Annotated in this window: 25 protein-coding genes; 14 read left to right on the top strand and 11 right to left on the bottom strand. The window is 61.2% G+C overall.

The annotated features are described in order from the left end of the window. Positions 1 to 71: 71 nt before the first annotated feature. Genes arsC through NL123_RS12195 form a run of 3 tightly spaced genes read left to right on the top strand, consistent with a single transcriptional unit; the run spans position 72 to position 1,427 of the window. Positions 72 to 425 carry an arsenate reductase (glutaredoxin) gene (gene arsC / locus NL123_RS12205; RefSeq protein ID WP_248482278.1) on the top strand — a complete coding sequence of 118 codons (354 nt, stop codon included), beginning with the start codon at positions 72 to 74 and terminating at the stop codon, positions 423 to 425. Continuing rightward, positions 422 to 1,036, top strand: coding sequence for an NAD(P)H:quinone oxidoreductase (gene wrbA, locus NL123_RS12200; protein ID WP_248482280.1), 615 nt, complete (start codon positions 422 to 424; stop codon positions 1,034 to 1,036). The genes arsC and wrbA overlap by 4 nt, the downstream gene beginning before the upstream one ends. After that, positions 1,020 to 1,427 (top strand): DUF2069 domain-containing protein, encoded by a 408-nt coding sequence (locus NL123_RS12195; protein WP_248482282.1) that lies wholly within the window; start codon positions 1,020 to 1,022, stop codon positions 1,425 to 1,427. The genes wrbA and NL123_RS12195 overlap by 17 nt, the downstream gene beginning before the upstream one ends. Before the next feature lie 94 nt (positions 1,428 to 1,521). On the opposite strand, the gene NL123_RS12190 is transcribed toward NL123_RS12195, so the two are convergent. Together NL123_RS12190 and ttcA are read right to left on the bottom strand one after the other, a co-directional pair. Continuing rightward, positions 1,522 to 2,193, bottom strand: a complete 672-nt coding sequence (locus tag NL123_RS12190; protein ID WP_248482284.1) for a DNA-3-methyladenine glycosylase I — start codon at positions 2,191 to 2,193, stop codon at positions 1,522 to 1,524. Positions 2,194 to 2,260: 67 nt separating this feature from the next. After that, a complete protein-coding gene (gene ttcA, locus NL123_RS12185) occupies positions 2,261 to 3,085 on the bottom strand; it encodes a tRNA 2-thiocytidine(32) synthetase TtcA (RefSeq protein ID WP_494357852.1) in 825 nt (274 codons plus the stop codon). Positions 3,086 to 3,447: 362 nt separating this feature from the next. Between ttcA and NL123_RS12180 the strand changes: the two genes are divergently transcribed. Together NL123_RS12180 and NL123_RS12175 are read left to right on the top strand one after the other, a co-directional pair. Further along, complete coding sequence (locus NL123_RS12180; protein WP_248482288.1) at positions 3,448 to 4,050, top strand: Yip1 family protein; 603 nt, start codon at positions 3,448 to 3,450, stop codon at positions 4,048 to 4,050. Between the two features lie 128 nt (positions 4,051 to 4,178). After that, positions 4,179 to 4,673 carry a SprT family zinc-dependent metalloprotease gene (locus NL123_RS12175; protein ID WP_248482290.1) on the top strand — a complete coding sequence of 165 codons (495 nt, stop codon included), beginning with the start codon at positions 4,179 to 4,181 and terminating at the stop codon, positions 4,671 to 4,673. Positions 4,674 to 4,764: 91 nt separating this feature from the next. Here NL123_RS12175 and NL123_RS12170 read toward each other — a convergent pair whose 3' ends face one another. Continuing rightward, complete coding sequence (locus NL123_RS12170) at positions 4,765 to 5,928, bottom strand: CaiB/BaiF CoA transferase family protein (RefSeq protein ID WP_494357851.1); 1,164 nt, start codon at positions 5,926 to 5,928, stop codon at positions 4,765 to 4,767. A 157-nt stretch (positions 5,929 to 6,085) separates the two neighbouring features. On the opposite strand from NL123_RS12170, the gene tusD reads away from it, so the two are divergent. The 6 genes from tusD to NL123_RS12140 all read left to right on the top strand — a co-directional run bounded on the left by tusD (position 6,086) and on the right by NL123_RS12140 (position 9,522). Next, positions 6,086 to 6,478, top strand: a complete 393-nt coding sequence (gene tusD / locus NL123_RS12165; RefSeq protein ID WP_494357850.1) for a sulfurtransferase complex subunit TusD — start codon at positions 6,086 to 6,088, stop codon at positions 6,476 to 6,478. Position 6,479: 1 nt separating this feature from the next. Further along, positions 6,480 to 6,830, top strand: coding sequence for a sulfurtransferase complex subunit TusC (tusC, locus tag NL123_RS12160; RefSeq protein WP_248482295.1), 351 nt, complete (start codon positions 6,480 to 6,482; stop codon positions 6,828 to 6,830). Continuing rightward, a complete protein-coding gene (gene tusB, locus NL123_RS12155) occupies positions 6,830 to 7,108 on the top strand; it encodes a sulfurtransferase complex subunit TusB (protein WP_248482296.1) in 279 nt (92 codons plus the stop codon). Before tusC ends, tusB begins: the two co-directional genes overlap by 1 nt. Further along, positions 7,105 to 7,440, top strand: a complete 336-nt coding sequence (locus NL123_RS12150) for a TusE/DsrC/DsvC family sulfur relay protein (protein WP_071493374.1) — start codon at positions 7,105 to 7,107, stop codon at positions 7,438 to 7,440. Before tusB ends, NL123_RS12150 begins: the two co-directional genes overlap by 4 nt. After that, positions 7,437 to 8,438, top strand: a complete 1,002-nt coding sequence (locus NL123_RS12145) for a glycosyl transferase family protein (RefSeq protein ID WP_248482297.1) — start codon at positions 7,437 to 7,439, stop codon at positions 8,436 to 8,438. The genes NL123_RS12150 and NL123_RS12145 overlap by 4 nt, the downstream gene beginning before the upstream one ends. An 88-nt stretch (positions 8,439 to 8,526) precedes the next feature. Further along, positions 8,527 to 9,522, top strand: coding sequence for a glutathione S-transferase family protein (locus NL123_RS12140; RefSeq protein WP_248482298.1), 996 nt, complete (start codon positions 8,527 to 8,529; stop codon positions 9,520 to 9,522). A gap of 105 nt (positions 9,523 to 9,627) precedes the next feature. Here NL123_RS12140 and cysG read toward each other — a convergent pair whose 3' ends face one another. The 7 genes from cysG to NL123_RS12105 are packed head-to-tail and all read right to left on the bottom strand — an operon-like array spanning position 9,628 to position 17,347. Continuing rightward, complete coding sequence (cysG, locus tag NL123_RS12135) at positions 9,628 to 11,022, bottom strand: siroheme synthase CysG (protein WP_248482299.1); 1,395 nt, start codon at positions 11,020 to 11,022, stop codon at positions 9,628 to 9,630. Then, entirely contained in the window at positions 11,023 to 12,303 is a 1,281-nt protein-coding gene (gene serS, locus NL123_RS12130) for a serine--tRNA ligase (RefSeq protein WP_248482300.1), read from the bottom strand. Positions 12,304 to 12,319: 16 nt separating this feature from the next. Further along, the gene (gene crcB, locus NL123_RS12125; RefSeq protein WP_071493379.1) at positions 12,320 to 12,694 is read right to left on the bottom strand and encodes a fluoride efflux transporter CrcB; all 375 of its coding nucleotides are present in this window, start codon (positions 12,692 to 12,694) and stop codon (positions 12,320 to 12,322) included. After that, positions 12,691 to 14,016, bottom strand: coding sequence for a replication-associated recombination protein A (locus NL123_RS12120; RefSeq protein ID WP_071493380.1), 1,326 nt, complete (start codon positions 14,014 to 14,016; stop codon positions 12,691 to 12,693). The genes crcB and NL123_RS12120 overlap by 4 nt, the downstream gene beginning before the upstream one ends. 27 nt (positions 14,017 to 14,043) lie before the next feature. Further along, a complete protein-coding gene (gene lolA / locus NL123_RS12115; RefSeq protein WP_071491890.1) occupies positions 14,044 to 14,667 on the bottom strand; it encodes an outer membrane lipoprotein periplasmic chaperone LolA in 624 nt (207 codons plus the stop codon). Between the two features lie 54 nt (positions 14,668 to 14,721). Continuing rightward, positions 14,722 to 17,130: a DNA translocase FtsK gene (locus tag NL123_RS12110; protein ID WP_248482303.1), complete on the bottom strand. Its 2,409-nt coding sequence runs from the start codon at positions 17,128 to 17,130 to the stop codon at positions 14,722 to 14,724. After that, positions 17,105 to 17,347, bottom strand: a complete 243-nt coding sequence (locus tag NL123_RS12105) for a hypothetical protein (protein ID WP_494357849.1) — start codon at positions 17,345 to 17,347, stop codon at positions 17,105 to 17,107. The genes NL123_RS12110 and NL123_RS12105 overlap by 26 nt, the downstream gene beginning before the upstream one ends. A gap of 282 nt (positions 17,348 to 17,629) precedes the next feature. On the opposite strand from NL123_RS12105, the gene aat reads away from it, so the two are divergent. The 3 genes from aat (at position 17,630) to infA (ending at position 19,392) form a co-directional block, all read left to right on the top strand. Further along, positions 17,630 to 18,310 carry a leucyl/phenylalanyl-tRNA--protein transferase gene (gene aat / locus NL123_RS12100; protein WP_494357848.1) on the top strand — a complete coding sequence of 227 codons (681 nt, stop codon included), beginning with the start codon at positions 17,630 to 17,632 and terminating at the stop codon, positions 18,308 to 18,310. Positions 18,311 to 18,365: 55 nt separating this feature from the next. Continuing rightward, complete coding sequence (locus NL123_RS12095) at positions 18,366 to 19,073, top strand: arginyltransferase (protein ID WP_058425010.1); 708 nt, start codon at positions 18,366 to 18,368, stop codon at positions 19,071 to 19,073. 100 nt (positions 19,074 to 19,173) lie between these two features. Beyond that, the gene (gene infA / locus NL123_RS12090; protein WP_002553999.1) at positions 19,174 to 19,392 is read left to right on the top strand and encodes a translation initiation factor IF-1; all 219 of its coding nucleotides are present in this window, start codon (positions 19,174 to 19,176) and stop codon (positions 19,390 to 19,392) included. 183 nt (positions 19,393 to 19,575) lie between these two features. Here the strand turns inward: infA and clpA are convergent, their stop codons facing one another. Then, complete coding sequence (clpA, locus tag NL123_RS12085; protein WP_071493384.1) at positions 19,576 to 21,846, bottom strand: ATP-dependent Clp protease ATP-binding subunit ClpA; 2,271 nt, start codon at positions 21,844 to 21,846, stop codon at positions 19,576 to 19,578. Between the last annotated feature and the right edge of the window lie 19 nt (positions 21,847 to 21,865).

Raw genomic sequence — 21,865 nt, 5'->3', positions numbered from 1 at the left:
CTCTTACGGTTTAAGGACGGGTCGCTGCGCGGGTAGAATACCCGCCACCTTACGCAAGATGCGACCCGCACATGACCGATCTGACGCTTTATCACAACCCGCGCTGCTCGAAATCCCGCGGTGCGCTGCAACTGCTGGAAGCCCGTGGCCTCACCCCCACCGTCGTACGCTACCTGGAAACCCCGCTGGATGCCGCGCAACTCAAGGCGCTGCTCGGCAAACTGGGTATCAGCGCGCGCCAACTGCTGCGCAGCGGTGAAGATGAATACAAGGCGCTCAACCTGGCTGACGCCAGCCTCAGCGAAGCCCAGTTGATCGCCGCCATTGCCGATCACCCGCAATTGATGGAACGCCCGATCCTGGAAACCGCCGACAAAGCTATCATCGGCCGTCCGCCGGAAAACGTACTGGAGATCCTGCCGTGACGTCGCCGTATGTGCTGGTGCTGTATTACAGCCGCAACGGCTCGGTGAGCGAAATGGCCCGGCAGATTGCCCGAGGCATCGAGCAAGGCGGGATGGAGGCGCGCCTGCGCACCGTGCCGGCGATCTCCACCGAGTGCGAAGCAGTGGCACCGAGCATTCCGGATGAAGGCGCGTTGTATGCCAGCCTCGACGACCTGAAACACTGCTCCGGCCTGGCCTTGGGCAGCCCAACCCGCTTCGGCAATATGGCGGCGCCGCTCAAGTACTTCATCGACGGCACCAGCAACCTGTGGCTCACCGGCGCCCTCGTCGGCAAGCCCGCGGGTGTGTTTACCTCCACCGCCAGCCTGCACGGCGGCCAGGAAACCACGCTGATGTCGATGCTGCTGCCGTTGCTGCACCACGGCATGCTGATCACCGGCCTGCCCTACAGCGAACAGGCCTTGCTCGATACCCAGGGCGGCGGCACGCCGTATGGCGCCAGCCACCACGCCGGGCCTGACGGCAAGCGCATGCTCGACCAGCACGAGATCGCCCTGTGTCGCGCCTTGGGCCTGCGCCTGGCGAACACCGCCACCTTGCTGGAGGGCGGTCGTGGCCAGGAAGCCTAAAGTCCTGCCGCCCCAGGCGTGGTTGGAGCCACGGGTCAAGGTGGCTCGCGCACTCAGCCTGCTGGCGTTTTTTGGCCTGGTTAGTTTGCTCTGCGTGTATTACCTGTTCGTCGCCGACCTGCACGGCGCACGGCCGTGGGTGATCCTGCTGATCGAACTGGTGCCGCTGCTGGTGCTGACGCCCGGCATGCTGCTGGGCAGCGCGCGCGGCCATTCGTGGATGTGCTTTGTGGTGAACCTGTATTTCATCAAGGGCGCGCTGGCGGCGTATGACCCGAACCGGCAGTGGTTCGGGGTGCTGGAAATGCTGGCGAGCCTGGCGGTGTTTTGTACGGCATTGTTGTATGTGCGCTGGCGGCATCAGTTGAACCGACAGCTGGCAGCGGCCTGAAGTCCCTCATCGGGGGCAAGCCCCCTCCCACACTGTTACCGCGCCGCCTATCCAATGTGGGAGGGGGCTTGCCCCCGATGGCACCACCCCGGCCTCAATGGTTGACGGTGTACGCCAACATCATCGACAACTGGCACATCGGCCGCCCGCTCTCGGCGTGCCACTGATTGAACGCACCCTGCACCGTCGCCAGGTCGCGCAGGCTGGTCGGCGCCTTATCGACGATCTTCTGCGCGTTCAACGCCGCCACCACGTCATCACTCGGCACAAAGGTGTCCTTGCCGACCATGCGCAAAAAGCGCGGCGCGGACAGCCCGCCGAGCTGGTGGCCGTGCTTGCTCAGGTACTTCCACAGCCCGACGATGTCGGTCACCGGCCAATCGGCGATGAACGCGCCAAAGCTGCCCTTCTCCTGCTGGATATCGAGGATCATCTGCGCGTTGCGCGGCACGCTCTTGAGCTTGCCCAGGTGGCGGATGATGCTGGTGTCCTGCATCAGCCGCTCCAGGTGCTCTGCGCCCATCAGCACTACCTTTTCCGGATCGAAGCCGAAAAATACCTTTTCGAACGCCGGCCACTTGGCGTCCACCACACTGTGCTTCAAGCCCGCACGAAACACGCGCAGCGCCAAGGTCGACAGGTAGCGATCATCGCTGATCTTGCGTAATTGCGCCGCAGTCTTGGGCACAGGCAGGTGGGCTTCCAGCTCGGCCGCCGAACCGAAGCGATTCAGACAATATTCGTGCAGCCACTTGTAATCGCGCATGCCCTCTCCTGGCAATTGAATTGAAAACGGCGCCCGCGAGCGCCGTGTGTCAGAGCCTTGAAGGGACTCAGAGGTTCACAACATTGACGAAGCGCGACGCGGCGGTTTCATCAATTTTCAGGCTGGTGAAGTCAAACAGGTTGCGGTCGGCCAATTGCGAAGGGATCACGTTCTGCAGGCTGCGGAAGATGCTTTCGGTACGGCCCGGGGTCTTGCGTTCCCAGTCCAGCAGCATTTCCTTGACCACCTGGCGTTGCAGATTCTCCTGGGAACCACACAGGTTGCACGGGATGATCGGGAATTGCTTGAAGTCGGAGTAGGCCTGGATGTCTTTCTCGTTGCAATACGCCAGCGGGCGGATCACCACGTTGCGCCCGTCATCGGCACGCAGCTTGGGCGGCATGGCCTTGAGCGAGCCGTTGAAGAACATATTGAGGAAGAAGGTCTCGACGATGTCGTCGCGATGGTGACCCAGGGCCATTTTGGTCGCGCCGATTTCATCGGCGAAGGTGTATAGCGTGCCACGGCGCAGGCGTGAGCACAGCGAGCAGGTGGTCTTGCCTTCCGGAATCAGATCCTTGACCACCGAATAGGTGTCTTTCTCAACAATGTGGTACTCGATGCCCAGCTCCTTGAGGTAGGCCGGCAGCACGTGCTCGGGAAAACCCGGTTGTTTCTGGTCCATGTTGACGGCAACGATCTCGAACTTGATCGGCGCGACCTTTTGTAGGTGCAGCAGCACGTCGAGCATGGTGTAGCTGTCTTTGCCGCCGGAGAGGCAGACCATGACCTTGTCGCCGTCCTCGATCATATTGAAATCGGCGACCGCTTCACCAGCCAGGCGACGCAGGCGTTTTTGCAGTTTGTTCTGGTTGACCGTAAGAGTGCCCATGGCGCTTGGATCCGCTAGAGGTGTGTGACGAAAAGCCGAGTATTTTACCGGTAAGAATCACCGAGTTCCATTGTGGGAGGGGGCTTGCCCCCGATTGCGGCGTCTCAGCGACTCATTGATAGCTGACACAACGCCATCGGGGGCAAGCCCCCTCCCACTATGATCAGCGTCCAGTCAAAAGACCTCAGCGCGATTAACCCCAACGTTTACAGCGCAATTTGCTCTAAAGGCCCTACAGTTATTCAGGCTATCCCTTCCTATACTGCGACTAGAGGTCGCACAGCTATCCAGGACCTTTGAGGCCATTTGGCCCGTGGGCGCTCCGATGGGGGGCGATGGCAATAACGACAGGAGTGACTGGCATGATCCATCACGTCGTGGGGCTTTTTACCCATCCCGACCAGGAATGGCGGGAAATCCGTGGCGATAAAGAAGAAAGCATCGGCCACATGTACCTCACCCATACCTTGATTCTTGCGGCGATTCCCGCCGTATCCGCGTTTATCGGCACCACCCAGATCGGCTGGGTCATCGGCAACCGCGCGCCGGTGATGCTGACCCAGGAAAGCGCATTGTGGATGACCCTGATGTCCTACGCCGCGATGCTCGGTGGCGTGGCGGTGATGGGCGCGTTCATTCACTGGATGGCGCGCACCTACGACGCCAATCCCAGCATGGCGCGCTGTGTGGCGTTTGCCACCTACACCGCCACACCGCTGTTCATTGGCGGGCTGGCGGCGCTCTATCCACACATGTGGCTGGGCATGGTGGTGGGCACGGCGGCCATCTGTTACACGGTGTACCTGCTATACGTTGGCGTGCCGACCTTTATGAACATCGATCCGGATGAAGGCTTCCTGTTTTCCAGTTCCATACTGGCGGTAGGATTGGTGGTACTGGTAGCGATCATGGCCTTTACCGTGATCGTCTGGGGCCTGGGCGTAGGTCCCATCTACACCAACTGAGCGGAAAAAAACCCAGGCAAAGCCACCGCAAGGTGGCTTTGTGCATCATGCATGACCATTCGGCGCCTGACAGATTCGGAAACACCCAGCTTTGCGGCATACTGGACATCTCTGGAGATATGTACAGCATGCCCGAGCAACTCAATACCCGCGTCGAAGATTGTTTCCTGCTAGCCGAATCCTTTTTCAAACGAAGCTTCAAACGCCCTCAGGTCAGCCTCAAGCTGCGGGGCCAGAAGGCCGGTGTCGCGCATTTGCACGAGAACCTGCTGCGCTTCAACCCACAGCTGTACCGTGAAAACAGCCAACATTTCCTGAAGCAGACCGTCGCCCATGAAGTGGCGCACCTGATTGCCCACCAATTGTTTGGCGAACGCATCCAGCCCCACGGCGAGGAATGGCAATTGATCATGCGCGGGGTCTACGAACTGCCGCCGGACCGTTGCCACACCTATGCCGTGAAGCGCCGCCAGGTCACTCGCTATATCTACAAGTGCCCGTGCGCAGACAGTGACTTTCCGTTTTCGTCACAGCGCCATGGGATGGTCGCCCAGGGTCGAAGGTATTTGTGTCGGCGGTGCCGGCAGACCTTGGTGTTTACCGGCGAAACCCGGGTGGAGTGAGGGCCTCATCGGGGGCAAGCCCCCTCCTACATAGTGACCGCGCCGCCGACCCAGTGTGGGAGGGAGCTTGCTCCCGATGGCGCCGGTCCAGTCACCCGACTACCTTGGCCCGCCGCAAAGCCTCTATCCGCTGAACACTGAACCCCAACTCCGCCAGCACCTCATCACTGTGCGCCCCCACGGCGGCGCCAATATGCCTGGGCTCAGGCAGCCCCTCGGAGAACTTTAGCGGGCACGCCAATTGCGCCTGGGTCGAACCATCGCCCCGTGGCACCTGGCTGACCAGTTGCCGCGCTTTAAGCTGCGGATGCTCCACCGCTTCACTCAGGCTCAACACCGGCTCCACACACGCATCCACCCCGGCAAACAACTCACACAACTCATCAAAGCTGCGTTTCTCGAATTCAACCTGCAGTGCCTGCTTGAGTGCGGGCGACAAGCCCAGCGCCGCCAACTCCGGCCGTCCCAGCGCGCCACAGAGCTGCTGCATAAACCCAGGCTCCAGGCTGCCCACTGACATCCAACGCCCGTCCCGCGAGCGGTAATAATCGTAAAAGCTGCCACCGTTCAGCACATGGCTTTCGCATTCAGGCTCGACGTCGCACGCCAGGTAGCCCGCGCCGGCCATGGCGTTCAGGCTGAACGAGCAGTCGGTCATGCTCACATCCAGAGACTGGCCGACCCCGCTCTGCTGCCGGGCGATGACTGCCGCGAGCAGCCCCACCACCGCATGCAGCGAGCCCCCGCCCACGTCCGCCAACTGCACGCCCAGTGGCAACGGTCCACTGTCCTGGCGCCCGGTGTAGCTGGCGATTCCGGCCAGCGCCAGGTAATTGATGTCATGCCCGGCGCGGTCCTTATACGGGCCGGTCTGACCGTAACCGGTGATCGACACATAAATGAGCCGGGGATTGATCGCCTTCAACGCCTCATAGCCCAAGCCCAGGCGCTCCATCACCCCAGGCCGGAACTGTTCGAGGACGATGTCGTAGTCCTTGACCAGCGTCCGCACGATCTCCAGCGCCTCGACCTGCTTGAGGTCCAGCGCCAGGCTGCGCTTATTGCGGTTGAGGTAGGCGTGGCTGGCCGACGTGCCCTGGTCGTGGGGCGGCAGTACGCGCAACAGGTCCATGCGCGTGGGCGATTCGATGCGCAGCACCTCGGCGCCCATGTCCGCCAGCATCAGCGACGCGAACGGGCCAGGCAGCAAGGTGGAAAAATCCAGCACTTTGAGGGACGCCAATGGACCTGACATGGGCACTCCATTTCGGTTTTGAATGCCCACAGACTAGGCAGCCTTGCGCCAGTCGGCAATCGCCGGAACAGTCACCAACAGTGACCGTTTTGATCACGGCGGGCTTTTTCGTGGCGGCGGCTTTATCATTGGCCCACGTTTGCTTGCAGAGTGTTCCATGAAGTTTGCGATTGCAGTGTTTTGTGCCGCCCATGCGCCCTCCTCGCGCCGCGCCCTGCTGTTCACCCAGGCGGCGCTGGCCGGCGGGCATGAGATTGTGCGGCTGTTTTTCTATCAGGACGGCGTGTACAGCGCGTCCAATTCGGTGGTTGCGCCCCAGGATGAGCAGGACATCGCCCGTCAATGGCGGGAGTTTGTCAGCGCGCATCAACTCGACAGCGTGGTGTGCATCGCTGCCGCCTTGCGCCGTGGCGTGCTCAACCAGGAAGAAGCCACGCGTTATCAACGCAGTGCGGTCAACCTCGATGCGCCGTGGGAGCTGTCGGGCTTGGGGCAATTGCATGACGCCGCGCAGGCCGCCGACCGCCTGATCTGTTTTGGAGGGCCGTGACATGTCCAAATCCTTGCTGGTCATCAGCCGCCAGGCGCCGTGGTCCGGCCCCAGCGCGCGCGAAGCGCTGGACATCGTGCTGGCCGGGGGCGCGTTCGATCTGCCCATTGGCCTGCTGTTCCTCGATGACGGCGTGTTCCAGCTGGCGCCGCATCAAGACGCCAAGGCCGTGCAGCAAAAGGACCTCAGCGCCAATCTGCACGCGCTGGGCCTGTTCGGTATCGACGAGGTATTCGCCTGTAGCCATAGCCTGGCCGAGCGCGGCCTCACGACGCCTGCCAGCGCACAGCCGCTGGACAGTGCTGCGATCTCCCAGTTGATTGACCGTTACGACCAGGTGATAACCCTCTGATGTCGACTCTGCATGTGGTTTCCCACTCCCCGTTTACCGATAGCCGCCTGGACAGCTGCCTGCGTATCTGTGGCGTAAATGACGCCATCCTGCTCTGCGGCGACGGCGCCTACGGGTTGCACAACGCGGCGCTGCACACCAAAGGCATGAAAGTGTTTGTACTGGCCGAAGACATGCAGGCGCGCAACCTGCCACTGCCCGACTGGGCCGACAGCGTGGACTACCCAGGCTTCGTGCAGTTGTCGCTCGACTACGACAAGGTCAACAGCTGGCTATGAACACCCTGACCGTAGGCACTCGCAGCCTGGAACTGGACAAGGACGGCTACCTTGTCGACCTGAACGCGTGGTCCGAAGAAGTCGCCAACGCCCTGGCCGCCGCCGAACCGCTGGCGTTGACCGCGGACCATTGGGAAATCCTCACACTGCTGCGCCAGTTCTATGCCGAATTCCAGCTGTCACCCGCCACGCGCCCGCTGATCAAGTACACCGCCTTGAAGCTGGGCCCGGAAAAGGGCAACAGCCTGCACCTCAACAAACTGTTCAACGGCACTCCCGCCAAACTCGCCGCCAAGCTGGCGGGCCTGCCCAGGCCGACGAATTGCTTATGACCGACTTTGCCCCGCTGACCCTTGAAACCCCTGCCGAACACCCGTTTGCGCAATTCGTGCGCATCCTGGGCAAAGGCAAGCGCGGTGCGCGCAACCTCACCCGTGAGGAGGCGCGCGAAGCCATGGGCATGCTGCTCGACGAAAAAGTCGAGGACACCCAGCTCGGCGCCTTCCTCATGCTGCTGCGCCACAAGGAAGAAAGCCCGGAAGAACTGGCCGGTTTCACCGAAGCCGTACGCGAACGCCTGAACGCTCCGGCGCTGAATGTGGACGTCGACTGGCCGACCTACGCCGGCAAGAAACGCCACCTGCCGTGGTACCTGCTGGCAGCCAAGTGCCTGGCGCAAAACGGCGTGCGCATCCTGATGCACGGCGGCGGCGCCCACACGGCGGGACGGCTGTACACCGAGCAATTGCTGGAGGGTTTGCAGATCCCGCTGTGCCGCAACTGGCAGCAGGTCGAAGCCGCCTACGCACGCGGCAGCCTGGCCTTTATCCCGCTGGGTGACTGGGCGCCGCAGTTGCAACGCATGATCGACCTGCGCAACACCCTGGGCCTGCGCTCGCCGATCCACTCCCTGGCGCGCTTGCTCAACCCCTTGAATGCGCGCCTTGGCCTGCAAAGTATTTTCCATCCGGGTTACCAGGGCGTGCACCGCGATGCCAGCGGCCTGCTCGGCGACAATGTAATCGTGGTGAAGGGCGACGGCGGCGAGATCGAGATCAATCCCGACTCGGCCAGTCACCTGTACGGCACCACTGGAGGCGAAAGCTGGGACGAAGAGTGGCCCGCCCTCTCCGCCCAGCGCCACGTCAAACCGGCCACACTCGAACCTGAGCATCTGAAAGCGCTGTGGCGCGGTGATGTCGAGGACAGCTACCCACAACTGGCCCTGATCGCGACCATGGCCCTAGCCTTGCGTGGCCTGGGTCATTCACGGGAACAAGCGTTCGCCCTGGCCCAGCAATACTGGGACGCGCGGGACAAATCGATTTAATCGATGATTAACCCCCGGTCTTTGCGCTTTTAGTTCGAACTCATCCCTTTAGACTGGGCTCCAACGCTTATTAGCCTAGGAGCCAGTCATGGGTTTGCTGATCGAAGGACGCTGGAAAGACCAGTGGTACGAAAGTAGCGCGGACGGCGCGTTCCAGCGCGAACAGGCGCAACGCCGCCACTGGGTCACCGCCGATGGCGCGCCCGGCCCGAGTGGCGAAGGCGGCTTCAAAGCCGAGGCCGGTCGCTACCACCTCTATGTCTCCCTGGCCTGCCCGTGGGCCCATCGCACGCTGATCCTGCGCAAGCTCAAGGGCCTGGAAAGCCTGATCGACGTGTCGGTGGTCAGCTGGCTGATGCTGGAAAACGGCTGGACCTTCGACAAGGCCCACGGTTCCACCGGCGACAAGCTGGGTGATTTCGACTTCATGCACCAGCGCTATACCGCCGACACCGCCGATTACACCGGACGCGTCACCGTTCCGGTGCTGTGGGACAAAAAGCTCAAGCGCATCGTCAGCAATGAATCGGCGGAGATCATCCGCATGTTCAACGACGCCTTCAATGAATTGACCGGCAACACCCTGGACTTCTACCCCCAGCCGCTGCGCACGACCATTGACGCGTTGAACGAACGCATTTACCCGGCAGTGAACAACGGCGTATACCGCGCAGGCTTCGCCACCTCACAGCAAGCGTATGAAAGTGCGTTTGATGATGTGTTCGCCGAGCTGGATCATCTGGAACAGCACTTGGGCGACCATCGTTACCTGGCCGGTGAATACCTGACCGAGGCAGATGTGCGGCTGTTCACCACGCTGATTCGTTTTGATGCGGTGTACTACAGCCACTTCAAATGCAATTTGCGCAGGATTGCGGATTATCCGAATTTGTCGAATTGGTTGAGGGAGCTGTATCAGTGGCCGGGAGTGGCGGAGACGGTGGATTTTGCGCACATCAAGGGGCATTACTATGCCAGCCATCGCACGATCAATCCGACAGGGATTGTGCCGAAGGGGCCGTTGCAGGGGTTTGATGAACAGCACGATCGGAAGCAATTGATTGGCAAAGGCGTGTGGAACTGATCCGACGTATTGGCTGGCTTTTAGGGCCTCATCGGGGGCAAGCCCCCTCCCACACTGGAATGCAGTCCAATGTGGGAGGGGGCTTGCCCCCGATGCTTTCAAGGCTCAGACCTGGGACTGCGCGCCCTCAAACCACTTCAGCTTCTCGCGCAACACCACCACCTCACCCACGATCACCAGTGTCGGCGCATGCACTTCATGCTCCGCCACCATGCGTGGCAAATCGGCGAGGGTGCCGGTGAACACGCGCTGATTGGACGTGGTGCCCTGCTGGATCAACGCTGCGGGGGTGTCCGATGCACGCCCGTGCTTGATCAGCTGTTCGCAGATGATCGGCAAGCCGATCAAGCCCATGTAGAACACCAGAGTCTGCGAAGGTCCCACCAGGTCATGCCAGGGCAGGTCCGAGGTCCCGTCCTTCAAATGCCCGGTGATAAAACGCACCGACTGCGCATAGTCGCGATGGGTCAGCGGAATCCCGGCATATGCCGCGCAACCGCTGGCCGCGGTGATCCCCGGCACCACCTGGAACGGGATGCCATGGGCGGCCAGTTCCTCGATCTCTTCGCCACCACGACCAAAGATGAACGGATCGCCACCCTTGAGGCGCAGCACGCGCTTGCCCTGCTTGGCCAGGTCCACCAATTGCTGGTTGATCTGGTCTTGCGGTACGGCATGATCAGCGCGACGTTTGCCGACATAGATGCGCTCGGCATCACGGCGGCACAGTTCGAGAATCGCCGGTGCAACCAGGCGGTCATACAGCACAACGTCGGCTTGCTGCATCAGGCGCAGGGCACGGAAGGTCAGCAGGTCGGGATCACCCGGACCCGCGCCCACCAAATAAACCTCGCCCGGCGCATAAGGCGGCGCGCCGTTGACCTTTTCGATCAGCAGGCGCTCGGCCTCATCACCCTGCCCGGCCAACTGGCGGTCAGCAATCGGGCCCTGGAACACTTCTTCCCAGAACGCACGACGCTGCTGCACATCCGGGTACAAGCCTTTGACCTGGGCACGAAAACGCGCCGCCAGCCCGGCCAGTTGACCGTAGGTGGACGGAATCCAGGTTTCCAGCTTGGCGCGGATCAAGCGCGCCAGCACCGGCGCATCGCCGCCGCTGGACACTGCGATCACCAACGGTGAACGGTCGACAATCGCCGGGAAGATCACGCTGCACAAGGCTGGCGCATCGACCACGTTGACCGGCACGCAACGACGCTTGGCATCGCTGGACACTTGCGCGTTCAGCGGCTCGTCGTCGGTTGCCGCGATGATCAGGGTGCAAGCATCGAGGTCGGCCTCCTGATAGCCGCGCAGAATCAGTTCCCCGCCACTGCCCAGTACCAGTTCACGCAACTGGTCTTCGATCTGGGGAGCAACCACCCGCAGCACCGCCCCGGCGTCGGCCAGCAGCCGGGATTTGCGCAAGGCAATCTCCCCGCCACCGACGACCAGCACACGACTGCCGCGCAGGTTATGAAACAGCGGCAGAAATTCCATTTAGCGAATGACCTCAACGCCCGCCATGTACGGCTTGAGCACTTCCGGCACACGGATCGAGCCGTCAGCCTGCTGGTAGTTTTCCAGCACGGCCACCAGGGTACGGCCAACCGCCAGGCCGGAACCGTTGAGGGTGTGCACCAGCTCCGGCTTGCCGGTTTCCGGGTTGCGGAAACGCGCCTGCATGCGACGGGCCTGGAAATCACCGCAGTTGGAGCACGACGAAATCTCGCGGTACTTGTCCTGGCTCGGCACCCAGACTTCGAGGTCGTAGGTCTTCACGGCGCTGAAGCCCATGTCGCCAGTGCACAGCGCCAGTACGCGGTACGGCAGCTCCAGCAGTTGCAGGACACGCTCGGCGTTGGCGGTCAGGCCTTCCAGTGCGTCCATGGAGGTCGATGGCTCGACGATCTGCACCATCTCGACCTTGTCGAACTGGTGCTGGCGGATCATGCCGCGGGTGTCGCGGCCGGAGGCGCCGGCTTCGCTACGGAAGCACGGGCTGTGGGCGACGAACTTGATCGGCAGTTGCTTGGCGTCGAGGATCTCGCCGGAGACGATGTTGGTCAGCGACACTTCGGCGGTCGGGATCAGGTACAGGTCGGCTTCGCCGTCGCGGCTGATCTTGAACAGGTCTTCTTCGAACTTCGGCAACTGGCTGGTGCCCATCAGCGCCGGCGCCTGCACCAGGTACGGGGTGTAGGCCTCTTCGTAACCGTGCTCGCCGGTGTGCAGGTTGATCATGAACTGCGCCAGGGCACGGTGCAGGCGTGCAACCGGGCCACGCAGCAGCGAGAAGCGCGCGCCGGACATCTTGGCGGCGGTTTCGAAATCCAGGCCACCGCTCAGTTCGCCCAGGGCGACGTGGTCCTTGATCTCGAAATCAAAGGCTTTCGGCGTACCCCAGCGACGCACTTCGACGTTGCCGTCTTCGTCTGCGCCGATCGGCACGGATTCGTGCGGAATGTTAGGGATGCCCAGCAGGATCGAATCCAGCTCGGACTGGATCTTTTCCAGCTCGACCTTACCCTCGGACAGCTCGGTGCCCATGCGCTCGACATCCGCCATCAACGGCGCGATGTCTTCGCCGCGCTGCTTGGCCTGACCAATGGATTTGGAACGCGCATTACGCTCAGCCTGCAGTGCTTCGGTGCGGGTCTGGACGGTCTTGCGCTGTTCTTCCAGCGCTTCGATGCGCGCAACATCCAAGGCAAAGCCACGGGATGCCAGGCGGTCCGCTACGTCCTGAAGGTTGCTACGTAACAGTTTGGAATCGAGCATGTCGGTCTCTCGTTTATCAAAGTTTGGTCAAGGACAGGCCGGCCCAGGTGGCGAGCAGCCCGCCGAATACGCTGATGGCCGCATAGCCAATTGCCAGCGGCACTTGCCCGCTTTCCAGCAGGCGCACGGTATCCAGTGAAAAGGATGAAAAAGTCGTCAGGCCGCCAAGAAAGCCAACCATCAGGCCGGCACGTACCTCGATAGGCACTTCCGGGCGCAGCAAAAACAGGCCGTATAACACGCCGATCAACAGGCAGCCCACGATATTAACGGCGAGCGTCGCCGTATAGAAGTGTTTCGGCCAATTGGCGTTGATCCAATTGCCCGTGGCAAAGCGCAGCAGTGTACCTGCGATACCACCTGCCGAAACGGCGACGACCAAAGGAATCATGACTTTCTCCGCTGCCGGGGGCTCAGGCGGTCGAGGGTGGCAAGGTGATTGAGCTTTTCACCGATCTTCAGCTCCAGGCCACGGGGCACCGGCTGGTAGAGCGGCAACGGCTCAAGCTCATCGGGGAAATAGTCTTCACCGGCCGCGTAGGCATCCGGCTCATCGTGGGCGTAACGGTATTCATCGCCATAACCCAGCTGCTTCATCAACTTGGTCGGCGCATTGCGCAAGTGCATCGGCACTTCGAGCGAGCCATATTCGGCGGCAGCACGCAGTGCGGACTTGAAGCCCATGTACACCGCATTGCTTTTTGGCGCGCAGGCCAGGTAGGTAATGGCCTGGGCCACCGCCAACTCACCTTCCGGGCTGCCAAGTCGCTCTTGTACGTCCCACGCCGCCAGGCACAGGCTCAGTGCACGCGGGTCGGCGTTGCCGATGTCTTCGCTGGCCATGCGCACCACGCGACGTGCGAGGTACAGCGGGTCGCAACCGCCGTCGATCATGCGTGCGAACCAGTAGAGCGCACCATCGGGGTTGGAACCGCGCACGGATTTGTGCAGCGCCGAGATCTGGTCGTAGAAGGCTTCACCGCCCTTGTCGAAGCGGCGGCGCGTGTCGCCGAGCAGGCTTTGCAGGAGGTCGACGCCAATCTCAGCGCCGTCTTCGGCCAGGTCGGAGGCGTTTTCCAACAGATTGAGAAAACGGCGCCCATCGCCATCGGCAGCCGTCAGCAGGATCTTGAAGCCCTCTTCACTCACGCTCAGTTGGCGCTTGCCCAAGCCCTTGTCTTCGTTCAAGGCACGCTGCAACAGCTTTTGCATCGCCGCCTCGTCCAGGCTTTTCAGCACATAGACCCGTGCCCGCGACAGCAAGGCGTTGTTCAATTCAAACGAAGGGTTCTCAGTGGTGGCACCGATAAAGATCAGCGTGCCGTCCTCCACATAGGGCAGGAACGCATCCTGTTGCGACTTGTTGAAGCGATGCACTTCGTCGACGAACAGGATGGTGCGCTTGCCGTACTGCCCGGCCTGCTGCTTGGCGACTTCCACCGCCTGTCGGATCTCCTTGACCCCGGCGAGTACCGCCGAGACCGTTTCGAAGTGCGCATCCGAGACTTTTGCCAAGAGCCGCGCCAGGGTGGTCTTGCCCACCCCCGGCGGCCCCCAGAAAATCATCGAGTGCAGCGCGCCCTGCTCCAGGGCTTCACGCAGGGGCTTGCCGCGAGCGAGCAGGTGTTCCTGACCGACGTACTCATCCAGGTTGGTCGAACGCAGGCGTGCGGCCAATGGCTGGGCAATCGGGTCACTTCGAAACAGATCCATGGGCAGCGTTTGAAACCTCTGGGGAATTTATTCCTGGATCACGTCGGCACCCTTGGGGATGTCGAACTTGAACTTGGACGCCGGTACCGGCTGGTTGGCCTTGACCCCGGAGAACAGGATATCGGTGCGCTGGCCGACACTGTCGATCAGGCGCATGTTGTTGATCACGCCGTTACCGAACGACAAGGACAGGGTGTCGAACAGCGTGTCCTTGGATTTCGGCTTGAGGGTGAACTCGATCACGTTGCTGGTCTGCTTGGAGGTAATGTCGAAGCTGTCATTGATCTTCGACACGTCACCCGAGAGCAACAGCGCCGGAGTCTGGTTCAGGCGCGGGTCGAGCTTCTTGATGGTCGCCTGTTCCAGGTCCGGGTCCCACAGGGTGACCTTCTGGCCATCGGACACGATGGTCTGCTCAGCCTTGCCTTCGGTGTGCCAATAGAACAGGCCAGGACGCTGCACGGCCATTTCGCCAGCGGTTTCCTGCAACTGGGTGCCTCCGGCATCCAAGGTCAACTGGGAAAAGCGCGCGGTCAGGGTCTGGGATTTGTCGAGCAGGTTCTTCAGGCTGGCGACGGAGGCCGGGTCAGCGTGAGCCGAAACAGCGGTCAGGGCCAGTGCCGGCAACAACAGCATGCGGATAAAGCGCATGGGAGTCCTCATTGAGTAGTCAGGGCGCGCCGCGTGCTGTCACGCGGCGCGGGATCAGTCGCGCATCTGCCCGGGGGCAATGACTTCGCGCGAGCCGTTGGTGTTCATTGCGGTCACGACGCCAGCGTTTTCCATGGCTTCGATCATACGCGCGGCACGGTTGTAGCCGATTTTCAGCTTGCGTTGCACCGCGGAGATCGAGGCGCGACGGCTTTCGAGCACGAAGGCCACGGCCTCGTCATACAGCGCATCGGTCTCGGCATCATCGTCGCCACCGCCGCTGCCGCCATCGAAGCCGCTGCCGGCTTCTTCCACACCGGCGAGGATGTCGTCGTTGTATTCCGGCGCGCCGCGCAGTTTCCAGGCTTCCACCACGCGATGCACTTCATCGTCGGAAACAAAGGCGCCGTGCACCCGGATCGGCAGGCTGGTGCCCGGCGGCATGTAGAGCATGTCACCGTGGCCAAGCAGTTGTTCGGCGCCGCCCTGGTCGATGATGGTCCGCGAGTCGATCTTGCTCGACACCTGGAACGCCATGCGCGTCGGGATGTTGGCCTTGATCAGACCCGTGATCACGTCCACCGACGGCCGCTGGGTGGCGAGGATCAAGTGAATACCGGCGGCACGGGCCTTCTGGGCGATACGCGCGATCAGTTCTTCAACCTTCTTGCCGACGATCATCATCATGTCGGCGAATTCGTCGACCACCACTACGATGGTCGGCAGCTTGGTCAATTTTGGCGCTTCGTCGTGAATGCTTTCGCGCCGGTACAACGGATCATCGATGGTCTCGCCGCGCTCGTGGGCTTCCTTGATCTTGGCGTTGAAGCCCGACAGGTTACGCACGCCCATCTTCGCCATCAGCTTGTAGCGGCGCTCCATCTCGGCAACGCTCCAGCGCAGGGCGTTGGCGGCGTCCTTCATGTCGGTGACCACCGGGCACAGCAGGTGCGGAATGCCTTCGTAGATCGACAGTTCCAACATCTTCGGGTCGATCATGATCAGCTTGGCGTCTTCCGGGCCGGACTTGAACAGGATCGACAGGATCATCGCGTTCACCCCCACCGACTTACCGGAACCGGTGGTACCGGCCACCAGCAGGTGCGGCATCTTCGCCAGGTCGGTAATCACCGGCTTGCCGCCGATGTCGTGGCCCAGGGCCAGGGTGACCGGCGATTTGAAGTTGTCGTACTCGGGCGTCGACAGCACTTCGGAGAAGCGCACGATCTGGCGGTCTTCGTTGGGAATCTCGATACCCACGGTGGTCTTGCCGGGAATCACTTCCACCACACGCACACTGGTCACGGCCAGGGAACGGGCCAGGTCTTTCGCCAGGTTGGAGATGCGACTGACCTTCACACCGGCGGCCGGCTGGATTTCGTAACGGGTGATCACCGGGCCGGGATGGATGGAGTCCACCGACACTTCGACACCAAACTCCTTGAGCTTGATTTCCAGCAGGTGGCCGACGGCCGCCAGGGATTCCGGAGAATAGTTGAGTTGTTTCTTTTCGGCCGGGTCGAGGATCGAGATCGGCGGCAAGGTGCCTTCGACGGCGCTGTCGACGAACAACGGTGCCTGTTTCTCTTTCTGTACGCGATGGCTCGGTTCGGCCGGCTTGGGCGGCGCGGGGGCAATCACTGGCGGCACCTGTTTCTCGCGGTCCGACATGTGCTTGCTCAGGGCCTGCTCGCGCTCGATCAGGCGTTCCTTGACCTTTGCCTGCTCGCGCCGGTCCGGTGTGCTCGGCGCCACCACTTCGTTGACACGGGTGTCCACCTCACGCAGCTGGGCAACCATGCGCTTGCGCTCGACACGGGCCGCCCACCAGCGGTTGGCGGCGCCCTGGAACAGCTCCAGCAAGTCGAGGGTGATCTTGCCGGTCACGTCCATCACCTTGAACCATGACAGGTCGGTGAACACGGTGAGGCCGAACAGGAACAGTGCGATGAACATCAGGGTGCTGCCCTGGATATTCAGGGTCCGGCGCGCCAGGTCGCCGAGGCTTTCACCCAGCGCACCACCGGCGCCCGCCGGCAGGCCGGTGGGTGCATGGAAATGGATATGCGCCAGGGCCGCGCCGGACAACACCAGGAACACCAGGCCGATCAGGCGCCAGGAAAACAGCCATCCGCTCCACTGCCACGGCTCGTGGCGCTGGCGGAAGATCTGCCAGGTCTTGATCGCCAACAGCAACGGGAAGATATAGGCGAAGTAACCCAGCACCATGAACAGGATATCTGCGCTGTAGGAACCGGCAGGCCCACCGAAGTTCTGCACGTCTTCGATCTTGCTGTTGTGGCTCCAGCCCGGATCGTCCTTGCCATAGGTCAGCAAGGCCATCATCAGGAACAGGCACAGTGCGCCGATGGCGATCAGCGCACCTTCCTTGAGGCGATAATGCAGGTGCTGACGCCAGGCCGGCACGACTGCTGCTTTAGGTGTTGCGGCGGATTTCTTCAAAACGGGTCTTTTCCTGCGCCTTGAGCGCGTCCATCTGTTGAATGACTGCAAATACTGCCCAATCCGAGCAGCTGAAAAATGAACGAGCGTCGTTGAATCTACTGTTTAACACCGGGCGATTGCTGGATGAAATGACGATAACGCCACAATGGCCGCATTGTACGGGTTTGTGTCCCCGATGCCACGCCGCTTGGCGCTCTTCCAGCAGCATAGCCAATTGTGTGTCACAAGATGTTCAATTTGAGCATGCATTGTCTTTGCTGACAAAGGCTTATGAGCTGTTTTTACCAATCCAGGCAAGCTTGGCAAATGGCCTGCATGGAATAGACCCGATTACGACCACGCCCCCGGCATAGAGTTGCAGAAACACCTGCTCACGCTAATCCCCCTTAATGCCTGATTCGGGCTGGCCCGATGGCGCCAGGTCGACAATAATCAGCACTGCCGCCGCAGGTGTCATACCTGCCACTCCCCTCCCCTTCCGCAAAGCCTGGATGCCATGCTGACCTGGTTACAACGCGATTCACTGATCTTCCCTGCCTTGGCCAAAGCCATGCGCGAACCCAATGGCCTGCTCGCCGCCGGCGGTGACCTCAGCGCCGAGCGACTGATCCAAGCCTATCGTCATGGCTGCTTCCCGTGGTTTTCAGAGGGCCAACCGATCCTGTGGTGGTCGCCCGACCCACGCACCGTGATATTCCCCGACGAACTGCATGTATCGCGCAGCCTGGGCAAACTGTTGCGCCAACAGCGCTACAGCGTGACCTTCGACCAGGACTTCGCCGCCGTCATCCAGGCCTGCGCCGCACCTCGCACCTATGCCGATGGCACCTGGATCACCGAAGGCATCCAGAGCGCCTACCTGGAACTGCACCAGCGCGGCTACGCGCATTCGGTTGAGGTCTGGGACAAGGGTGAACTGGTAGGCGGCCTGTACGGCCTCGCAATGGGCCGGCTGTTTTTTGGCGAATCCATGTTCAGCCGCGCCGACAACGCCTCGAAATTCGGCTTTGCCACGCTGACCCGTCAATTGCAGGCCTGGGGTTTTGTGCTGATCGACTGCCAGATGCCCAACGACCACCTGCACAGCCTGGGTGCCCGCGCCATATCCCGCAACGACTTCGCAGGGTTCCTGCGTGACCATCTGGACCAGCCCAACGCCGGACCATGGGTTTCCTAGGCGACATCGGCGCTCCTGGCTTACACTTATTTCAAAGCTTATCCGAGGGTTGATCATGACCGAGTTGGCGCGTTTGAAGTTTTATGCCACTCAACCCCACTCTTGCAGCTATCTGCCCGACGAGCAGGCCACCACACTGTTCCTCGACCCCAGCCAGCCTATGGACGTGCATGTGTATGCCGACCTGTCGGAGATGGGCTTTCGGCGCAGTGGCGACCATCTGTACCGGCCGCATTGCCAGAACTGTAATGCCTGCGTGCCCGCACGCATCCCCGTTGCGCAGTTTCTGCCGGACCGCAACCAGAAACGCATCCTCAAGCGCAACGCCGACCTGACGGTGACATCTGCCAAGCCGCGCTTCACCGAAGAATATTTCGACCTTTACCAGCGCTACATCGAGCAACGCCACGCCGACGGCGACATGTTCCCGCCCAGCCGCGATCAGTTTTCCACCTTTCTGGTACGCGACCTGCCCTTCTCGCGCTTCTACGAATTTCGTGCGAACGGCCGCCTGGTGGCCGTCGCGGTGACCGATCTGCTGCCCAATGGCCTGTCGGCGGTCTACACCTTCTATGAACCCGCCGAAGAACGCCGCAGCCTCGGACGCTTCGCGATCCTCTGGCAAATTGGCGAAGCCTTGCGCCAGGAACTGGAGGCGGTGTACCTCGGCTACTGGATCAAGAACTGCAAAAAGATGAACTACAAGACCCAATATCGGCCCATCGAACTGCTGATTAATCAAAGATGGGTCGTGCTTAACTAGAACCCCTTGGCTTAAACACCCTTTTTCGGGCACAATGCACGCCGCTTTTGCCTGGCGCAGTTGCACCGGGCCATTCACTGGATACCGAGGGCTTTACTGCATGTCGAAAGAAGACAGCTTCGAAATGGAAGGCACTGTCGTCGACACCCTGCCCAACACCATGTTTCGTGTGGAGTTGGAAAATGGGCACGTCGTAACCGCGCATATCTCCGGCAAGATGCGCAAGAACTACATTCGTATTCTTACCGGTGACAAAGTGCGCGTCGAGCTGACGCCCTATGACTTGAGCAAAGGGCGCATCACTTACCGCGCTCGCTAAGCAAGTCAATACAAAACGCCCGGTTATGCCGGGCGTTTTTGTGTGTGCGCTATTTACCAAACGCCAAAACCAAATGTGGGAGGGGGCTTGCTCCCGATAGCGGTAGATCAGTCACTCATGTAGCGACTGAAACACTGCTATCGGGGGCAAGCCCCCTCCCACATTGACGCCCGCCGCTATCGATCAGGCCATTTCAGCCGTGGTTTCGAACTCGAAGGTCAGCTCGCCGTCCTTCAGGTCGATGTGCACCACGCCACCATGGTCGGAGAGCTCGCCAAACAGGATCTCTTCGGCCAGTGGCCGCTTGATCTTGTCCTGGATCAGACGCGCCATTGGGCGTGCGCCCATTGCCGCATCGTAACCGCCTTCGGCCAGCCAACTGCGCGCCGCGTCCGTGACCTCCAGCTGCACGCGCTTGTCTTCCAACTGCGCCTGGAGCTCGGTAAGGAACTTGTCCACCACACTTTTGATAACCTCATGGCTGAGGCGACCAAACTGGATAATGGTGTCCAGGCGGTTGCGGAACTCCGGCGTGAAGCTCTTCTTGATCACTTCCATGGCATCAGACGAGTGGTCCTGATGCGTGAAGCCGATCGAAGCCCGCGCGGCCGTTTCGGCACCGGCGTTGGTGGTCATGATCACGATCACGTTGCGGAAGTCCGCCTTGCGCCCGTTGTTGTCGGTCAGGGTGCCGTGGTCCATCACCTGCAACAGCAGGTTGAAGACTTCAGGGTGAGCCTTCTCGATTTCATCGAGCAGCAATACACAATGCGGTTGCTTGGTAATCGCCTCGGTCAACAGGCCGCCCTGGTCAAAGCCGACATAACCCGGAGGTGCGCCGATCAGGCGCGACACGGTGTGACGCTCCATGTATTCGGACATGTCGAACCGCACCAGCTCGATACCCATGGCCTTGGCCAATTGGCGCGCCGCTTCGGTCTTGCCGACGCCGGTCGGGCCGGCGAACAGGAACGAACCCACCGGCTTGTCTGGCGACTTGAGGCCCGCACGCGACAGTTTGATCGCAGTGGACAGCGAGTCGATGGCCGCGTCCTGACCGAACACGGTGAGCTTGAGGTCACGCTCCAGGTTACGCAGCAGCTCCTTGTCGGAACTGGTGACGTGTTTTGGCGGAATCCGCGCGATCTTCGCCACGATGTCCTCGACCTGCGGCACGTCGATGCGCTTCACACGCTTCTCGACCGGCTGCAGGCGCTGATAGGCGCCCGCCTCGTCGATCACGTCGATGGCCTTGTCCGGCATGTGCCGATCATTGATGTAGCGCGACGCCAGCTCAGCGGCCGAACGCAGGGCTTCATCGGTGTACTCGATGCCGTGGTGCGCTTCGAAGCGCCCCTTGAGCCCGCGCAGAATACCGATGGTGTCTTCTACCGAAGGCTCGGACACGTCGACCTTCTGGAAGCGACGTGCCAGGGCACGGTCTTTCTCGAAGATGCCACGGAATTCCTGGAACGTGGTCGAGCCGATGCAGCGGATATCACCCGACGACAGCAGCGGCTTGAGCAGGTTGGAGGCATCCATCACCCCACCGGAGGCCGCACCGGCACCAATGATGGTGTGGATTTCGTCGATGAACAGGATCGCCTGCGGGCGTTTTTTCAGCTCACCCAGCAGCGCCTTGAAGCGCTTCTCGAAGTCGCCACGGTACTTGGTCCCGGCGAGCAAGGCGCCCAGATCAAGGGAGTAGACGACGCTGTTGGCCAGCAGGTCCGGCACCTGGTTGTCCACGATGCGCTTGGCCAGGCCTTCAGCAATCGCGGTTTTACCCACGCCTGCCTCGCCTACCAGCAACGGGTTGTTCTTGCGACGACGCGCGAGGATCTGCGCTACACGCTCAACCTCAAGCTCACGCCCCACCAGCGGATCGATCCGCCCCTGGCGCGCCAGCTCGTTGAGGTTGCTGGCATAGGCATCCAGTGGATTGCCCGAAGAAGAAGACTCACCGCCCTCGTCGTCCTGCATATCCTGCTCACCCTCGGAATGATCGCCGTGCCCGGGCACCTTGGAGATACCGTGGGCGATGTAGTTGACGACATCGATACGGGCAACGCTCTGCTGTTTAAGCAGGAACACTGCCTGGCTTTCCTGTTCGCTGAAAATCGCCACAAGCACATTGGCGCCTGTGACTTCACGCTTACCGGAGCTCTGAACATGGAACACGGCACGCTGAAGCACCCGCTGGAAGCCCAGGGTTGGCTGGGTCTCACGGTCCTCATCGTGGACTGGAATAAGTGGCGTTGTGGAGTCGATAAACTCCTGCAGGTCATGCTTGAGTTTGTCGAGGTTGGCGCCGCACGCACGCAAAACGGTGGCGGCAGCTTCGTTATCCAAAAGTGCCAGCAGCAGGTGTTCGACGGTCATGAACTCATGACGCTTCGAACGAGCCTCCTTGAAGGCAAGATTGAGGGTGACTTCGAGCTCGCGGTTTAACATAGCTTCACCTCATACCCAA

It is taken from the genome of Pseudomonas sp. FBCC-B1565, from assembly GCF_059133265.1.
The sequence above is the reverse complement of the archived record's forward strand: the minus strand, read 5'-3'. Positions and strand labels throughout refer to the sequence as shown.

Bases quoted from the DNA above. Each gene is read 5' to 3' on its own strand.
- NL123_RS12150 (WP_071493374.1), top strand. From the start codon at position 7,105: ATGAACACCCTGACCGTAGGCACTCGCAGCCTGGAACTGGACAAGGAC.
- NL123_RS12120 (WP_071493380.1), bottom strand. From the start codon at position 14,016: ATGGATCTGTTTCGAAGTGACCCGATTGCCCAGCCATTGGCCGCACGC.
- NL123_RS12190 (WP_248482284.1), bottom strand. From the start codon at position 2,193: ATGCGCGATTACAAGTGGCTGCACGAATATTGTCTGAATCGCTTCGGT.
- tusB (WP_248482296.1), top strand. From the start codon at position 6,830: ATGTCGACTCTGCATGTGGTTTCCCACTCCCCGTTTACCGATAGCCGC.
- lolA (WP_071491890.1), bottom strand. From the start codon at position 14,667: ATGCGCTTTATCCGCATGCTGTTGTTGCCGGCACTGGCCCTGACCGCT.
- ttcA (WP_494357852.1), bottom strand. From the start codon at position 3,085: ATGGGCACTCTTACGGTCAACCAGAACAAACTGCAAAAACGCCTGCGT.
- aat (WP_494357848.1), top strand. From the start codon at position 17,630: ATGCTGACCTGGTTACAACGCGATTCACTGATCTTCCCTGCCTTGGCC.
- NL123_RS12175 (WP_248482290.1), top strand. From the start codon at position 4,179: ATGCCCGAGCAACTCAATACCCGCGTCGAAGATTGTTTCCTGCTAGCC.
- NL123_RS12095 (WP_058425010.1), top strand. From the start codon at position 18,366: ATGACCGAGTTGGCGCGTTTGAAGTTTTATGCCACTCAACCCCACTCT.
- clpA (WP_071493384.1), bottom strand. From the start codon at position 21,846: ATGTTAAACCGCGAGCTCGAAGTCACCCTCAATCTTGCCTTCAAGGAG.
- NL123_RS12145 (WP_248482297.1), top strand. From the start codon at position 7,437: ATGACCGACTTTGCCCCGCTGACCCTTGAAACCCCTGCCGAACACCCG.
- tusD (WP_494357850.1), top strand. From the start codon at position 6,086: ATGAAGTTTGCGATTGCAGTGTTTTGTGCCGCCCATGCGCCCTCCTCG.
- serS (WP_248482300.1), bottom strand. From the start codon at position 12,303: ATGCTCGATTCCAAACTGTTACGTAGCAACCTTCAGGACGTAGCGGAC.
- NL123_RS12140 (WP_248482298.1), top strand. From the start codon at position 8,527: ATGGGTTTGCTGATCGAAGGACGCTGGAAAGACCAGTGGTACGAAAGT.
- arsC (WP_248482278.1), top strand. From the start codon at position 72: ATGACCGATCTGACGCTTTATCACAACCCGCGCTGCTCGAAATCCCGC.
- crcB (WP_071493379.1), bottom strand. From the start codon at position 12,694: ATGATTCCTTTGGTCGTCGCCGTTTCGGCAGGTGGTATCGCAGGTACA.
- cysG (WP_248482299.1), bottom strand. From the start codon at position 11,022: ATGGAATTTCTGCCGCTGTTTCATAACCTGCGCGGCAGTCGTGTGCTG.
- NL123_RS12170 (WP_494357851.1), bottom strand. From the start codon at position 5,928: ATGTCAGGTCCATTGGCGTCCCTCAAAGTGCTGGATTTTTCCACCTTG.
- NL123_RS12180 (WP_248482288.1), top strand. From the start codon at position 3,448: ATGATCCATCACGTCGTGGGGCTTTTTACCCATCCCGACCAGGAATGG.
- tusC (WP_248482295.1), top strand. From the start codon at position 6,480: ATGTCCAAATCCTTGCTGGTCATCAGCCGCCAGGCGCCGTGGTCCGGC.
- infA (WP_002553999.1), top strand. From the start codon at position 19,174: ATGTCGAAAGAAGACAGCTTCGAAATGGAAGGCACTGTCGTCGACACC.